This is a genomic window from Streptomyces sp. NPDC101490 (assembly GCF_044767145.1).
Taxonomy (GTDB): Bacteria; Actinomycetota; Actinomycetes; order Streptomycetales; family Streptomycetaceae; genus Streptomyces.
Map to the genome: position 1 here is coordinate 1 of NZ_JBIWNI010000031.1, position 14,970 is coordinate 14,970.

Annotated in this window: 14 protein-coding genes and 2 pseudogenes; 7 read left to right on the plus strand and 9 right to left on the minus strand. The window is 71.2% G+C overall.

Going from position 1 to position 14,970, the window contains the following annotated elements; translation table 11 throughout:
- Positions 1–42 precede the first annotated feature (42 nt).
- The gene (locus tag ACIRQY_RS32745; protein ID WP_403931732.1) at positions 43–1,248 is read right to left on the minus strand and encodes a winged helix DNA-binding domain-containing protein; all 1,206 of its coding nucleotides are present in this window, start codon (positions 1,246–1,248) and stop codon (positions 43–45) included.
- A 305-nt stretch (positions 1,249–1,553) separates the two neighbouring features.
- Between ACIRQY_RS32745 and ACIRQY_RS32750 the strand changes: the two genes are divergently transcribed.
- The 4 genes and pseudogenes from ACIRQY_RS32750 (at position 1,554) to ACIRQY_RS32765 (ending at position 4,755) form a co-directional block, all read left to right on the plus strand.
- A complete protein-coding gene (locus ACIRQY_RS32750) occupies positions 1,554–2,675 on the plus strand; it encodes a magnesium and cobalt transport protein CorA (protein WP_403931734.1) in 1,122 nt (373 codons plus the stop codon).
- Positions 2,676–3,320: 645 nt separating this feature from the next.
- Positions 3,321–3,863, plus strand: a complete 543-nt coding sequence (locus tag ACIRQY_RS32755) for a ricin-type beta-trefoil lectin domain protein (protein WP_403931736.1) — start codon at positions 3,321–3,323, stop codon at positions 3,861–3,863.
- Between the two features lie 298 nt (positions 3,864–4,161).
- Positions 4,162–4,273: pseudogene (locus tag ACIRQY_RS32760) on the plus strand (CorA family divalent cation transporter); the annotation flags it as partial.
- Positions 4,274–4,539: 266 nt separating this feature from the next.
- Positions 4,540–4,755: a DUF6243 family protein gene (locus ACIRQY_RS32765; RefSeq protein ID WP_351780501.1), complete on the plus strand. Its 216-nt coding sequence runs from the start codon at positions 4,540–4,542 to the stop codon at positions 4,753–4,755.
- Positions 4,756–5,352: 597 nt separating this feature from the next.
- Here ACIRQY_RS32765 and ACIRQY_RS32770 read toward each other — a convergent pair.
- The 6 genes from ACIRQY_RS32770 to ACIRQY_RS32795 all read right to left on the minus strand — a co-directional run bounded on the left by ACIRQY_RS32770 (position 5,353) and on the right by ACIRQY_RS32795 (position 10,422).
- A complete protein-coding gene (locus ACIRQY_RS32770; RefSeq protein WP_351780503.1) occupies positions 5,353–5,682 on the minus strand; it encodes a YciI family protein in 330 nt (109 codons plus the stop codon).
- A gap of 225 nt (positions 5,683–5,907) precedes the next feature.
- A complete protein-coding gene (locus tag ACIRQY_RS32775) occupies positions 5,908–6,855 on the minus strand; it encodes a zinc-binding dehydrogenase (RefSeq protein ID WP_403931739.1) in 948 nt (315 codons plus the stop codon).
- Positions 6,856–6,928: 73 nt separating this feature from the next.
- Positions 6,929–8,011 (minus strand): alkene reductase, encoded by a 1,083-nt coding sequence (locus ACIRQY_RS32780; protein WP_403931742.1) that lies wholly within the window; start codon positions 8,009–8,011, stop codon positions 6,929–6,931.
- 219 nt (positions 8,012–8,230) lie between these two features.
- On the minus strand, positions 8,231–8,995 hold the full coding sequence (locus tag ACIRQY_RS32785) for an SDR family oxidoreductase (RefSeq protein WP_351780509.1): 765 nt from the start codon (positions 8,993–8,995) through the stop codon (positions 8,231–8,233).
- A gap of 213 nt (positions 8,996–9,208) precedes the next feature.
- Positions 9,209–9,652 carry a hypothetical protein gene (locus tag ACIRQY_RS32790; RefSeq protein ID WP_403931745.1) on the minus strand — a complete coding sequence of 148 codons (444 nt, stop codon included), beginning with the start codon at positions 9,650–9,652 and terminating at the stop codon, positions 9,209–9,211.
- A gap of 170 nt (positions 9,653–9,822) precedes the next feature.
- The gene (locus ACIRQY_RS32795) at positions 9,823–10,422 is read right to left on the minus strand and encodes a TetR/AcrR family transcriptional regulator (RefSeq protein WP_403931748.1); all 600 of its coding nucleotides are present in this window, start codon (positions 10,420–10,422) and stop codon (positions 9,823–9,825) included.
- 330 nt (positions 10,423–10,752) lie between these two features.
- Here ACIRQY_RS32795 and ACIRQY_RS32800 point away from each other — a divergent pair, with 330 nt between their 5' ends.
- Complete coding sequence (locus ACIRQY_RS32800; protein ID WP_403931751.1) at positions 10,753–11,682, plus strand: LysR family transcriptional regulator; 930 nt, start codon at positions 10,753–10,755, stop codon at positions 11,680–11,682.
- 284 nt (positions 11,683–11,966) lie between these two features.
- A complete protein-coding gene (locus ACIRQY_RS32805) occupies positions 11,967–12,371 on the plus strand; it encodes a hypothetical protein (protein WP_403931754.1) in 405 nt (134 codons plus the stop codon).
- A 143-nt stretch (positions 12,372–12,514) separates the two neighbouring features.
- On the opposite strand, the pseudogene ACIRQY_RS32810 reads toward ACIRQY_RS32805, so the two are convergent.
- Positions 12,515–12,909 (minus strand): annotated as a pseudogene (locus ACIRQY_RS32810) (LysR family transcriptional regulator); the annotation flags it as partial.
- Positions 12,910–13,131: 222 nt separating this feature from the next.
- Here ACIRQY_RS32810 and ACIRQY_RS32815 point away from each other — a divergent pair.
- Entirely contained in the window at positions 13,132–13,425 is a 294-nt protein-coding gene (locus tag ACIRQY_RS32815; protein ID WP_403931757.1) for a muconolactone Delta-isomerase family protein, read from the plus strand.
- 343 nt (positions 13,426–13,768) lie between these two features.
- Here ACIRQY_RS32815 and tsaD read toward each other — a convergent pair whose 3' ends face one another.
- Complete coding sequence (tsaD, locus tag ACIRQY_RS32820) at positions 13,769–14,851, minus strand: tRNA (adenosine(37)-N6)-threonylcarbamoyltransferase complex transferase subunit TsaD (protein ID WP_403931760.1); 1,083 nt, start codon at positions 14,849–14,851, stop codon at positions 13,769–13,771.
- Positions 14,852–14,970: the final 119 nt, after the last annotated feature.

The window sequence follows — 14,970 nt, forward strand, 5'->3', positions numbered from 1 at the left end:
CCACCCGCTACGACAAAACCCGCGAGTCCTACGAAGCGGCCCTCACCATCGCGTCACTCCTGATGTGGATATGACCCTTTGAAGACACGCCCTAGGGGTCATGATCCTCAGGGTCCGTTCGGCCTCGGCGAGGACGTCGGTGAGCGCGGCGCGTCCGAGCGGGGCGAACGGTTCGACGGTCAGGACGGTGCGCTCCTTCGTCTCGTCGAGGTGCCAGAGTCCGGCCAGGAAGCCGTCGGCGAGGAAGACGCGGTGGGACCGGTTGCCCGTCCAGGTGCGGGAGCGGTGCTCGGCGGCGGCCACACGGCTCCGGTCGGCGTGGGAGAGCAGCAGGTTGTCGAACTCGGGCAGGAACCGGGGCGGGGCCGGGGTGTCCGGGTCGGGACGGGGCGCTTCGGGCAGGTCGAAGAGTTCGGTGCCGCGCTCGTCCCGGAAGGTGAGGAGCCGGGGCCGGAGCCGTTCGAACGCGGTACGGAGCCGGGTCAGGCCGCACCAGGACTGCATGTCCTTGACGGAAGCGGGCCCGAAGGCGGCGAGGTAGCGCAGGACCGTTTCGTCGAGGTCGGCGGCCTGCCCGCCGGGGGCTTGCCCGCTGGGGGCTCGGAGTTCGGAGGCCGCCCTGCCGGGGGCTCGGAGGTCGGCGGCCTCCCCGCCGAGGGCGCCGAACCAGTGGTCGGTGGTGGTGAGGGCGACCTGCCCGGAGCGTCCCCAGAGGCCGCGCGGGGTGACCTGGACGAGGGGCAGGAGGCAGCGGGCGGCGACGGAGAGCGACGGCGGGTCGGCGTCGGGCCACTGCCGGGAGAGTTCCTCGCGGAGCTCCTTGGGGGTGCGGGGCCGTGCCTCGACGAGCGAGCGGGAGAGTGCGGCGAGCCGGTCGAGGTCGACGCCGTCGAGCCCTCCTCGGGCGACGAACACGGCGATCTCCCGGTCCACGGCCCCGGGCTGGGCGAGCCCGCGCAGCGCGACGGCGTCCCGCGCGGTGTGGGTGTGCACGGTGGAACGCAGGGTGACGATACGGGCGACGGCCCGGGTCTCCATCAGCGCGGACAGCTCCTCGGGCCGGAACCCTTCGAGGCGGGCGGCGAGCGCGTAGTACGGCGGGCTCGTGTTCTGCGCCTGGAGCCCGAGGAGGTGCTCGACGGCATCGGCAACGCCCATGGGGGCGCGCTCCAGGAGGAGCTGCCGGTGGAGGGTGGCGCGGTTCAGGGCGCGGATGCCGAGCACGGGAGGGGTCGTCTTGAGGGCCATGACGTGCACGTTACTCACCCTTGCGGACAGGTACGGTCCGCAAGGGGAGGGGGTGGGGGGCGCACCCGAGAAGGCCAGGTGACGCACTGGAGGGAAGCGCTCGGGGAGGCGAAGTGACATGCCTTGGGGGGCTCGGTGACGTACCTCGGAGGGCGCGGTGACGGACTTCGGGGAGGTGGAGTGGCGGACATCGGGAAGGCATGGAAGCCCACACCAGCCACACCGGCCACACCCGCCGGTTCAACCGACCGGTTCATCCGATTACGCCCTGCTATATCCTGCTGGGGACGAGGAGGTGCCCGACGATGTCCGACCGCCGCACCCGTGCCGCCTGGCGGCGCCCGATGGCGACACCGCCCGTGTCCCCGCCGCCGAAGTCGGAGAGGCCGGAGCCGACCGGGGGCCGGCCGAGCGTGGTGCGGGCGAGCGTGTATCAGGAGGGCCGCGAGGTCTCCTCACCGACGACGCTGGCGGAGACGTACCGTCGGCTGCGGGAGCACCCGGGCAGCATGGCGTGGATCGGCCTGCACCGCCCGACGGAGGAGGAACTCCGTTCCCTGGCAGCCGAGTTCGACCTGCACGAGCTGGCGGTGGAGGATGCGCGGGAGGCCCATCAGCGGCCGAAGCTGGAGCGGTACGGGGACACCCTGTTCGTCGTCCTGCGGGCGGCCCGCTATCTGGACGCGCAGGAGGAGGTGGACTTCGGCGAACTGCACGTCTTCGTGGGCCCGGACTTCCTGATCACGGTCCGCCACGGCGCCGCCCCTGACCTCACGGCGGTCCGGCAGCGGATGGAGCAGGACCCGGAACTCCTGGCGCTGGGCCCCGAGGCGGTGCTGTACGCGATCCTGGACGCGGTGGTCGACGGCTACGCGCCGGTGGTGGCGGGCGTGCAGAACGACATCGACGAGATCGAGACGGAGGTCTTCGGCGGCGACCCGGCGGTCTCCCGCCGCATCTACGAACTCGCCCGGGAGATGGTCGAGTTCCAGCGCGCGACCCGCCCGCTGGTGGCCATGCTCCACGGCCTGATGGCGGGCTTCGCGAAGTACGGCACGGACGAGGAACTCCAGCGCTACCTCCGGGACGTCGCCGACCACGTGACCCACACGAGCGAACGCGTCGACGGCTTCCGCCAGGCCCTGGCGGACATCCTCACGGTGAACGCGACCCTGGTGACCCAACAACAGAACGCGGAGATGCGCGCACTGGCGGAGGCGGGCTTCGAACAGAACGAGGAGATCAAGAAGATCTCGTCGTGGGCGGCGATTCTGTTCGCACCCACACTCGTGGGAACGATCTACGGCATGAACTTCGACAACATGCCGGAGTTGAAGTGGGCGGCCGGCTACCCCTTTGCGGTCCTGCTGATGGCGGTGGTCTGCGTCAGCCTGTACGTCATCTTCAAGAAGCGCGACTGGCTGTAGACCGCACATCGGAGCCATCGATCAACTTGGCTCTGCCGCGGTGTCCAGCCTAGCCTCGCCCGTGGCCGGCGCCGTCGTCGGCACTCACGTGTTCCTGGACGGCGGCTCGCTCACCTGAGGCGGGCGGGGAGCCCCGCGGCGCGTGAGGAATCACAACGGCCTCGGGTTCGCGGTCGCCACGGCGACGGGCGGGAAGGGGTGCTGGCCGGAGTGAGGTGGCTGCCCGCGTCGGCGTGGCGCCGGGTGGGTGAGAAGCCAGGGGATCCAGCGCGCAGCCGTCGGCGCTCCTCCCGGTGGCGCCTCCCGCACTTCCGCCGCCCGGGTGGGCGGCGCCCCCGGGGCCGTAACCCTCGCTCTCCGCCGTCCGCCGGGCCCGCCGAGCTGATCCGTCGAGCGGGCCCGGCCCGCCCGCACACCCGTGACCTGTGCTTTCCCGCTGCGCTGCGGACTACCGAACACCTGGTTAGCCTGGTCGAGTGGGTCCGGATTGTCTCCGTGCCCACTCGGGCCCTTGAAGCCCGCAGCCGGGCAGTGCGCGATCCGACCTCTCGGGCGACCCCGGGCGTGGCCGCACGGCCGGCAGGGCTTCCGACGCCCTCCGCGGAAGAGCCCGCACACCTCTCAGACACCCGAAAGGGACACCACATGAGAGCGACAACCATGTCTCCCGCCAAGCGAATCGCGACCGCGGCCATCGCCGCCGTGTTGCTGGGCGGCACCCCCGGCCTGGCCATGGCAGCCACCTCTCAGGCGGCCATGCCGTCCCAGCAGACCGAGAACTGGTTCCGGTACGAGGTCGTACCGGCGAACCACGTCGTGAAATCCATGGAAGTCGGCAGCAACGGCAAGGTCGTCGTGGCCGACCGTGAGCGGAACGACGACCACCAGTTCTGGAGCCTGAACGGAGCCGCCGGTAAGCAGCTCATGAAGAACAAGGCGACGGGCACGTGCCTGACCGCGGCGAGCAACGGCTCCCAGGGCTCCGTCACGCTCCAGACCTGCGACGAGAACAACGTGAACCAGCAGTGGAAGACGGAGTACTGGTCGCAGGGCCAGCACACGATCTCGCTCGCGGCCCACCCCGATCTCTACCTCACCGGGAGCGACCGGATCGGCGGCGAGGTCACCGTCGAGATCTACCACGGGACCTTCGCCCAGCACTGGAGCACGGTGCCCCCGGGGTACTGATCCTCTCGACGACCGTCGGCCCACCGGCGTACCTCGTACCCGCGGCTCTGCCCGGTCCCGCCCGGTCAGGGCCGCGTGCGGTGGGCGCGCTGCGGCCTCCGCCGCCGGGTACGTTTCCGCGGTCCACCCCGATCACCTGTCGAGCACCGCCCCGACCTCCTATGGGGCCACGTTCCCGATCGGCGCATCATGCACCGTCGGCCGTCCGGTCAAACCGCGGTGAGTCCCGCGACCACGCGAAGCGGACCCGGCACGGGACAACTGTCCGCAACTGACGCCCGACGAGACGGACAACTGCGGGATGAACTTCGACCACATGCCGGAGCTGCACTTGGGTGGGCGGGTATCCGTTCGCGGTGGCACTGATGGCGGTGGTGTGCGTGAGTCCGTATGTGGTGTTCAAGAAGAAGGCCCGGCTGCAGGCGGTGCGTCGACGCCACCGGTCGGCTCGGTTTCCTGGAAGGAAGCCGAGCCGGGCCCCGCGCCTGAGGCCCGAGGCCCGGGACACCCTGGCGTACGGGGTCGGTGGGACCGGGTAACGTCGTTGTCATGTTCTTCCAGACACCGATCGACGAGTGAGAGCGTGACGGGCCCCCGCTGACGCCCTTCGGCGTCGCCCTGCCCGTCCCCCACCGTTGAATCCACAGCTCACTGCACATCAGCACCGGGAGAACCCGTGACCGACAGCAAGAACATCAACAACCCCGTGGGCCAGGGCGGCGGCCAGCGCAAGAGGCAGTCCCGCGCGGAACGCCAGAACAACGGTCCGCACCGCAACTCCGACCGCCAGAACGCCGCCGACCTGAAGGCGGAGCTGGTCCGCAAGATGCGCGAGAAGACTCGCGCGGCCGAGGGCGCCGAGCAGGCGAGCGACGACACCGCACAGAGCTGACGGACCGCCGCCAGGCGGCGGCACCGCACGGGGCAGGGCCTGGACCGCGACACACGGTCCGGGCCCTGCCCCGTATCGGAACCGGCCGCCGTTCGGCCGCGGTCGCCGTATCGGGCGCGGCCGGTCCCGCTCGGCGCTCGGCCTTGCCATCCGTTTCTCCGCCGGCCACCCGGGGCGGCCCCGCATTCAGCTGCTCGTACGGTTGGGATCGGCCGCCTGGCGCGACCTTCACAGGCGTATGACGGAGCTTCTCCCCAGAACGAGGGTGGGCGTACAACAGGCACCTCGGTACCGCGTCCGCCCGTGCGTGGGCATTGACGCTTCCGTCGGTGTTGATCACCCAGTAGTCGGCGCAGCCGTCGCCGTCGAAGTCGGCCCACCGCCCTCAAGGACTGCGGGAGTGAATGAGTACGCGTAATCATTCACTCCGTGACCAGATGCGGGGGCAGTCGACCGCCCCAAGTCGTACCTCTTGGTCTACGCCCCCCGCCCACACTCCCGGGTCATACCCCGGGTCCTCCGCCGGTCATACCCTCGGCCCCGCGCCCCCGGCACCCGGCACCCGTCGCAGCGAAAGGGGAGAGGGAGAGAGCCTGGTCAGACCACGGCGACCTGGCGTACTTCCACCCGGCCGTAGCGCGCGGAGGGAATCCGCCGGGCCCAGGAGATCGCGGTCTGCTCGTCCGGCACGTCGAGTATGAAGTAACCGGCGACGACGGAGCCCCCGGCGACACCGTCGGTGACGGTGGCTCCGCCGTCGCGGACGGTCACCGTCTTGCCCTGGGCGCCGGGGTGGAACCCTGCTTCGTGGATCTTGATCCCGGCCTCGGTGAGTTCGTCGTCGAGAGCGATCCACTCACCCACCTCGGTGTCTCCGCCCGGCCCGGTCTCGGCGGGGTCATAGGAGTAGACGAGTGCGTACTGCATGGTTCTTCTCTCTTCTCTGTCTCTGTGGGCTCCGGCCGTCGGGGCAGCCGGTGCCGTCGCGGCTTTCGGTCGGTAGACGGTACGGGGAACAGAAACTCATCGGTGGCCGCGCGAGCAGGTGCTCCACGACGGATTCCGGCGGTCCTCCACCAGGAACGGACCGGTGCGCGCGGCCGGTTGCGGATGGCCGACGGCGGCCCCGCGGTGACCGCTGTCCGCCGTGGGTCATGGTGTGCCGCCCGCGGCTTCCACCGCCCAGCGCCGGGACGCGGGGACGTCCAGCACCGCCTTGCCGTGGATCCGGCGCGCCAGGAGGGCGGTGGAGGCGAGTTCGGCCTGTTCCCAGTGCCCGCGCCAGCCGATCTGCGGTACCAGCCGCCCGGACTCCAGCAGTCGGATCAGCACCGCGAGGTCGGGCCCGAAGGGCGTGGCGACGTTGAAGTTCTCCAGTCGCGCCCGGGCGGGCAGCGTTCCGGCCACCTCGAAGTCGATGGTGGTGGGCAGACGCGCCGCGCGGCCGATCGCCTGGACCACACCGTCGGGTTCCAGGCGGAGAAACGCTTCGGCGAGCTGGTCGCCGCCGACGTTGTCGAGCACGCCGAACACCGGGTCCGAGAGCGCGCCCGGCTCAAGGACGATCTCGTCGGCCCCCAGTTCGCGCAGTCCCTCCGCACGGCTGCGGTCTCCCACCGAGGCGATGACCCACGCCCCGGCGAGGGCGGCGAGCTGGACGGCGAAGCGGCCGACCCCACCCGAGGCGCCGGTGACCAGGACCCGGCGGCCCCGTACGGGACCCAGACGCCGCAGGGCCTGGAGCGCGGTGACCCCGGCGACCGGAAGAGCGGCGGCGACGCCCAGGTCGATGCCGTCGGGGACGACAGCCAGGTTCGTCGTCTCCGCCGCACGCAGTTCCGCCCAGGCGCCGTCCCAGCCGAAGGTGACGACGCGACTGCCGACCGGCGGTCCGGAGCCGTCGGCCGCGCCACGGGTGACGATGCCCGCCGCGTCCCAGCCCGGGACGCGTCCGGCCGAGGTGCCGGTCGGCCGGTGGGCGACCTCACCGAAGTCGAGCGAGATCGCGGCCACCGCGATCAGCACCTCGCCGTCCCGTGGCCGTGGCTCGGGCACATCGGCGAGGTGGAGGCCCTCGGGGCCGTGGAGCACTGCTCGCATGTGGTGGTCCTTGTCCGCCCCCGGGACGGCGACGCGTCCCCGGAGCTGGGAGAGTGCCGGACGCCGTCGGCCGTCAACGGTCCGCGTCAAGGAACGGGTAGTCGGTGTAGCCGAGGTGGTCACCGCCGTAGAAGGTGTCCTTGTCGGCCGCGTTGTACGGTCCGCCGGCCCTGATCCGGGCGGGCAGGTCCGGGTTGGCGAGCCACATCTCCCCCAGCGCGACCGCGTCCGCGACCCCCTCCCGCAGCGCCTCCGCGGCGGTCTGCGGGGTGCTGGGGAAGGAGTCGGCGGTCGGGTGCGGGCACAGGACGAGCACACCCGGCCACGCGGCCCGGATCAGCCTGGTGGTGGGGCGGTCGAGCACCTCGAAGACGTGCAAGTACGCCAGCGGCGTCGGTGCGAGCGCGCGGGCCAGCGCGGTGTAGAGCCCGGCGGTGTCGCTCTCGCTGATCCCGTTGTACGTGCTCCCCGGGGAGAGCCTGACTCCCACCCGTTCCGGCCCGATCGCGTCCGAGACCGCCGCGACGACATCGAGGGTCAGACGGATACGGCCCTCGACGGAGCCGCCGTAGGCGTCGGTGCGCCGATTGGAGCCGTCGGCCAGGAACTGGTGCAGCAGAAATCCGTTCGCGGCATGTATCTCCACCCCGTCGAAACCCGCCTCGATCGCGTGGACCGCGGCAGCGGCGAAGTCCTCGATCACGGACTGGATGTCGTCGAGGGTCATCCGACGCGGTACTGGATGGTCGAGCATCCCATCGGGGGTGAACAGCTGCCCGCCCGAGGCGACCGCCGAAGGCCCCACCGGATCGCCGCCGTCCGCGTACAGGCTCGGGTGCCCGACGCGGCCGCAGTGCACGAGCTGGGCGACGATCCTCCCGCCTTCGTCGTGCACGGCACGGGTGACCCGGCGCCACGCGACGGCCTGCTCGGAGGTGTGCAGACCCGGCGTCGACAGGTAGCCGCGCCCCCGCTCGCTGATCTGCGTCGCCTCACCGATGATCAGCCCCGCCGACGCCCGCTGGGCGTAGTACTCAGCGGCGGAAGGGGAGACGGTCCCCCGGGTGTCGGCGCGACTGCGGGTCATCGGCGCCATCACGAGTCGATTGGACAGCCGCAGTTTGCCCGCGGTCAAAGGGTCGAACAGCCCAGCCATCACACATACCTCCGGGAAGGAACTCCCGCCGTGGACACGGCGGGAGGCACTGCCTCCACACTCGTCGTGCCGTGGGGCCGGAACAACGACTGATCACGCAAGGAACCCGGCGCCCGGCTAAACGGTCGGTGCGGGACCAAACGATCGGCGCGGGACCTGAAGCTCCCGCACCGGCCACCGGCCACCGGGCCCGCCGGGCCGGGCACAGGTCCCGACCGGTCACAGGACCTTCAGGAGCCCGCCGTCGATGACGTAGTCGCTGCCCGTGACGTAGGAGGCGGCCGGGGAGCTGAGGAAGACGATCACGTGGGCGACCTCCTGCGGAGTGCCCCAGCGGCCCAGAGTGACGTTGATCCTCTCCGGCAGATCGGTCATCAGCTCCTGGAAGTCGGCACCGCCCGCCTTGCTGACCCGGGGGCCGTACTCGTCCCACAGCGGGGTGCGGATGAGCGCGGGCGAAACGGTGTTCACCCGGATGCCGCGCGGGCCCAGTTCGTCGGCGAGCCCCTTGCCGAAGGCCGTCAGCGCGGCCTTGGACGCGCCGTACCAGTGCGGCCCGGAGGCCGGCCAGTGCGCCACGCTCGTGGAGATGTTGACCACGGACTCCCGCAGCAGCGGAAGCAGCGCCCGGGTGACCCGTACGGTCCCGAAGAGATTCAGTTCGAACGCCCGCTGCCACGTTTCGTCGTCCAGGTCCGGCAGCCCGCCCAGATCCAGCCCCGCCAGGCCGCCGACACCGTTCACGAGCAGGTCGACACCTCCCAGGTGCTCCTGGGCCGCGCGCCGCAGTTCCTCGGCGCCCTCGGGTGTGAGGAGGTCCGCCTCGACCGTGAAGGCACCCGTCTCCTCCAGTTCCGCCGAGACCTCGCGGTCCGCGCCCAGGACCTTCACTCCTTCGGCGAGCAGGGTCCGCACCACCGCGCCGCCGATGCCGCCACTGGCGGCCGTCACCACGGCGGTCCGTCCGGCAAGCTGCAAATCCATGACCACTCCTGTGAATTCGATAGATGAACGCCGCCCTGCCGCATTCACCCTGAATGCGGCAGACTCCGGGATATCCACGCACGAAGAAATAACCCGGGCCGGAAATCCTGCTGGATCGCGCCCCTTTCCCTACGTACGGAAGGGGCACAACCAGCATTCGGCCTGCGGGTGGTCCGGAACAACGACGAATCACATGAGGTTCATGCAGCACGGCTAAACAATGGGGCGAATTCCGGCCCTGGCCGGATCGGCCCCGGGTGGGCGATTCCTTCCGGACCAGGCCGTCGAAGAGGTGGTTGCCGAAGTGGTGTCTGCCGTACCGCTCGGTGCTGTCACGGGTGTCCTGGACAGTGGCTTCACCCCGGGCGCACCCGAGGCCAGGAGCCGGTAGTGGTCGAAGTGCTCCGTGCCCGGTGCGAGGACGACGAGCATGTCGCCCTCCTCGCCCGATGTGGGGGCGAAGGCCTGCGGCGCGTTCGGTGAGGCGGGAGCCGGTGAGCCGGTGAGGAAGTCGCCGATGCCCGGCGTCAGCGCCTCCTCGCCGAGCAGGACCCGCAGGGCACCTGCGAGGACGAGGAACGCCTCCGTGGCCCTGGTGGGGAAGCGTTGTGGTGAGTACGGCCAACCGGGCCCGGCACCGCACCGAGCGCCCGGCACCGCACCGGGAGGCCGCCGTCCCGCACCAGGAGGGCGCCGCCGCCCCAGAAGGGCGAGGGACCAGCCTCTGGTCTCCTCGTATCCACCGCGACACATGGCGCTCCCGGCGCGGCGCCGTCAATGGCGCGGTGCCGGGGGCTCGGTGCTGTTCCGTGGGTGGCGGGCTGGCCCTAGGACTCCGCCGGGGGACGCATCCCGATCCTGAAGAAGACGTCGAGGACGAGATCGACATCCTTCGTCGACACGGGGAAGGGCGTGAGGAGGAGCTTGTGGTAATAAGCGCCGTAGAGCAGGGCGACCACCGTCTCCAGGTCGAGATCGGGCGACAGCTGCCCCTCTTCCTGAGCCAGCCTCAGACGGTCGGCCGTCCGGGCCGCCTGAGGCTCGACGAAGCGCTCGTACAGAGCCTGGGCGACCGCCGGATCATGCTGGGCCTCCCCCACAAGGGCTGCGTAGAGCCGATCATGAGGGGGCTTCGCGAGCAGATCGACGGCATTGATCATCTGTACGCGCAGATCGGCGACGAGGTCCCCGGTGCGGGGGTAGTCCAGGTCGCCCTCGATCGAGGACAGCAGGGCGTCCAGGAAGACGGCGCCCTTCGAGGACCAGCGGCGGTAGACGGTGTGCTTGCCCACGCCGGCGCGGGCCGAGATGCCCTCGATGCTGAGCTTGGCGTAACCCACTTCTTGGGCGAGTTCGAGGGTGGCTCGCATGATGTCGGCGGTGCGTTCGGCGCTGCGGCCACCCCGGGCGGAAGAATTGTCAGTCACGCTTTTCACCATAACGGCACGGCACGTGCCGTGTTATATTCCCGCGGGGTGCGGAGCCTGCCGACGGCATCCGCACCTTCCCGCCCGAACAGAACGCCTGTCATCTCGCGGGCAGAGTCCGGCCACCTCCGGCCCGCCCAGACAGCGCGCGGTCGCGCGGGGAACCGCCGAGGCCCGCCAAGCACCACTGGCCCGGTCGACGGCTTCCCGGCCCGGCGCGCCTCCGGAACCTCCGGAGGCCGCCCCGGGGACGTCAGCGGGCGGAACGGCCGGACAGCGGGGACGGCCGGATCACTTCAGGGCTCTCGACGAACATGTCTGCGGGGACACGTGGAACGCTACGAGATAGAGGCTTTTCTCGTCCTGGCCGAAGAACTGCACTTCGGCCGCGCCGCCGAACACCTGCGGGTGTCGACCGGCCGGATGAGCCAGATCATCAGCAAACTGGAGCGCCGCATCGGCGCGCGCCTGTTCGACCGCACCAGCCGACGGGTCGCGCTCACCCGGATCGGAGCCCAGTTCCACGAGGACCTGCGCCCCGGCTACGAACAGGTCCAACACGCCCTGGAACGCGCCATGACGGCCGCCCGCGGCTTCGACGGCCCCTTGACCGTCGGTTTCCTCGGGGCGCAGGGCGGCCAGTTCCTCCTGGAGGTGATCCGGGCGTACCACGCCGAGCACCCGAGCACCGAGGCGGGTCTCCAGGAGTTCCAGATGAACACCGTCATCACCGGCCTGCGCGGCCACGACTCCGACCTGATCCTCATCCCCCGGCCCTTCACCGACCCGGACCTGGCCGTGGGGCCCGCCCTGTGGAGCGAGGACCGGTACCTGGCCGTCTCCTCCCGGCACCCGCTGGCGTCCCGCCCGCACATCAGCCAGGAGGACTTGGCCGACATCACCCTGCTGCGCATGCCGGAGAACTGTCCGCCCTCCATCGCCGAGGACCGGGTCCCCTCCCTCACACCGAGTGGCAGGACCATCGCCCACGGCCGTCACACCACCACGTTCCTCGAAGTGCTCGCCCTGGTGGGCGCCGGGGAAGGAGCCTTCACCGTGGGCGCCGAAGTGAACCTCTTCTACGTCCGGCCCGACATCACTTATGTGCGCATCATCGACGCCCCTCCGCTCTCCTGGGGCCTCGTCTGGCGCAAGTCCTGCGAGACCGCACGCGTACGCGCCTTCAACGACAAAGCCCTCGAACTGAGTCACCGACGCACGACACCGCGACCGGCCCCCCTTCGACACGCTCCCTCGTAGCCTGTCCCCCTCGTAGCCTGTCCCCGGAAAATCCTGCGGGAATTCTCGATGACGGGATGGGATCGTCCGATGATCCGTAAAGATCGCCTGATCCCTTCGTGCGCGAACAGAATTCATCCGGATTGGCTCGAAATCACTCACCTGTATGAGCGATTGCCCCGCATCCGCGCCGCTCCATACGCTCGTCGCAATGAATTCCGTCGAACGTCAGGATTCTTTTGATGCGGTCTCTCGCTCCACGCACCAAGGCTCGCCTGGTCTCACTCGCACTGGCTTCCGTCTGCGTGGCGAGCATCAGCGCCCAGCCGGTGGGTGCAGCGGCACCGACCGCCGTCGAACCCGGCTCGACCGGCGTCTACTTCAAGGCCGAGAAGGACGACGGCCATGGTTGCTCGGGCTCGGCCACCGGAAAGGTCTCCTGGGACGGAGAGGGCGGGTACTCCTTCGACGGCAAGGTCGACGCCCACTGCCTGAGCAAGAGACTCACCTCGTGGATCGAGTACGGCGGGACGTCGGAGAGCTGGAAGCAGACGGCTGAAGCAGACACCGATGGACCCAGTTCCCTTGCCGTGAAGTTCTCCGGGAAGCTGGCCCTGGGCGAGAAGCTGGAAATGCGGGTCAGCACATGGCGTGCGGGAACGATTTCCCCCTACTACGCCAGCTCCAAGCGAGTGTTCACGATCTCCTGAGCCCTTCGCGCCCAGTGCCCTGTGTGACCAGTCGGGTGCCACGAAGGTTTCCCGATGCGCTGTCGTCGAGGGCGTGACAGAGCCGACGAACGCCCGCCTCCGAGCGCGACACGCGCTGGAAGGCGGGCGTTCGTCGCATACGCGCGCTCCAGGTCTCCTCGGCGCACCCAGAACTCCGCGAGGTCGAGGCCGCCGTCCGCGACGCGCGTGGCCTGGGTGAGGACGGCGCGACCCACGCGTCCACGAGCACCCTCGCCGTCCCGCATGCGGGCGCCAAGATCGGGCGGCAGCCGGTTGACGCATCCGAGGCGGACCGGCCGCGAACCCGACAGTCGCCCCGCCCGCGCCTTGAGGTCGTCGGCCCGTTCCAGCAGGGACCGCACGTGCGGCAGCAGTGCCGTTCGACCGCGGTGAGCGCCACGGACCGCCCTCCGCGGTCGAACGGCACCACCCCGAGGTCCCGCTCCAGCGCCTTGATCTGCCGGGGCGGCGACGGACCCGCGATCAGCGGGCGGGCCGCCGCCCGGCCGACGTCCAGCTCCTCGGCTACCGTGAGGAGCCACCGCCAGGAGCCACCGCGAGGAAGTACCGCGACCGACGAAGCTCCACGCCCCGATGTCGAGGCCGCCGGGAGGCGCCTCCTCCCCGCAGGAAGGGTGCCGGTCGTGGCGCCGGGGCGTCGGCGGGTCGACGATGGAGGTCACGGCGGACCGGCCCTCCGGGACCCGCCACGACGGACCCGCGAAGGAAGCAGCGCGCCATGAACGAGTACCTGGTCGAGATCACCACCACCGTTCCCGAAGGCACCCCCTCCGAGGAGGTCGACCGCCGCCGCACCGCCGAGGCCCTGCGCGCCCGCGAGCTGGCGGCCAGCGGCCACCTCGCCCGGCTGTGGCGCCCCACGGGAGAACTCCGGAGCATCGGGGTGTGGCGCGCCGCCGACGAGGACGAACTCCACGAGAAGGTCCTCGGCACCCTCCCGCTGCGCCCCTGGATGACTCTCACCGTGACCGCCCTCGAACCCCACCCCAACGACCCCGGCCCGGCCGCCTGACCGCCGTCGCGGCACGGCGGACCCCGGTCCCGGCCCTGCCCAGCCCGGCCGTCCGGCGGCCGTGGCGCGGTCGGACCGGCACCGGCACCGGCACCGGCACCGGCACCGGCACCAGCAGCAGCACCAGCACCAGCACCGACTCGGGCTCGGGCCCGCGCGCGTTCGCTGGTTCGGCGCCGTCCGTCACTGGGGGCGAGGTCGGGAGCGGCGCACCCGCCGCCGGTGGTTCCGGGCGCGTGACGTCAGGGCCGGTCCGTCGGGCGTCCCGCTCGGCGCGGCGGCGGCCCGGCCGGGGCCGAACCCCCGTGGTGCGGGGTGGGGCGGGCCGGGGCGGTCCAGGCTCTTACGACGCGGAGCCGACGGTGGCCGGGGTCGGCGGAAGCGGGGTCAGGGAGGCGCGTTCCAGAGGGGCCGAGGGGTCGATCGAGACGTCCAGCGGGGCGGGTTCGGCGCCCGCGCGGACGAGGAGGTCGCCGACGGCCGCGATCATGGCGCCGTTGTCGGTGCACAGGGTCATCGGCGGTACCCGGAGTTCCACCCCGGCGGCGGCGCAGCGCTGTTCGGCCAGTGCCCGGACGCGGGAGTTAGCGGCCACCCCGCCCACGACGATCAGGGTCCGGACGTCGTACGCGGCGCAGGCGGCGAGGGCCTTGCGGGTCAGGACGTCGGCGACGGCCTCCTGGAGGGAGGCGGCCCCGTCCGCGACCGGAAGGTCCAGGCCCTGGAGGCGGTGCCGCTCGACCCAGCGGGCGGCGGCCGTCTTGAGCCCGGAGAAGGAGAAGGCGTACGGGTCGTCCCCGGGGCGGGTCAGGGGACGGGGGAAGCGCACCGCGCGGGGGTCGCCGTCGCGGGCGGCCCGGTCGATGGCGGGCCCGCCCGGGTAGGACAGGCCCATGATCCGGGCGACCTTGTCGAAGCACTCCCCGGCCGCGTCGTCGAGGGTGTCGCCGAGGTGCAGGATCGGATCGCGCGCCAGGTCCCGTACGAGGAGGAGGGAGGTGTGGCCGCCGGAGACGATCAGGACGACGCACGGGCTGGGCAGCGGCCCGTTCTCCAGGGTGTCGGCGGCGACGTGACCGGCGAGGTGGTGCACCCCGTACAGCGGCACCCCCGCCGCGTAGGCGAGGGACTTCGCCCCGGCGAGGCCCACCTGGAGGGCCCCGGAGAGGCCGGGTCCGGTGGTGACGGCGACCGCGTCGAGCTGGCTCAGCCGCAGTCCCGCCCGGTCGAGGGCCTCCCGTACGACGGGGGTGAACGCCTGGAGGTGCGCGCGGGCGGCGATCTCGGGCACGACGCCGCCGAAGAGGGCGTGCTCGTCCATGCTCGACGCCACCACGTGCGCGAGCAGCCTGCCGTCCCGCACGATCCCCGCGCCGGTCTCGTCGCACGACGACTCGATCCCCAGCACCACCGGTCCGCCCACCATGTCACTCCTTTTGCGCAGTTCCTGCACTTGCAATATATGTGCAAGAAGGAGGTGCGCGGTCCTCGCCCGGGTCTGCGGGAGTGCACGGGAGGTCCAGCCGACCGGGAACCCGGCGCCGC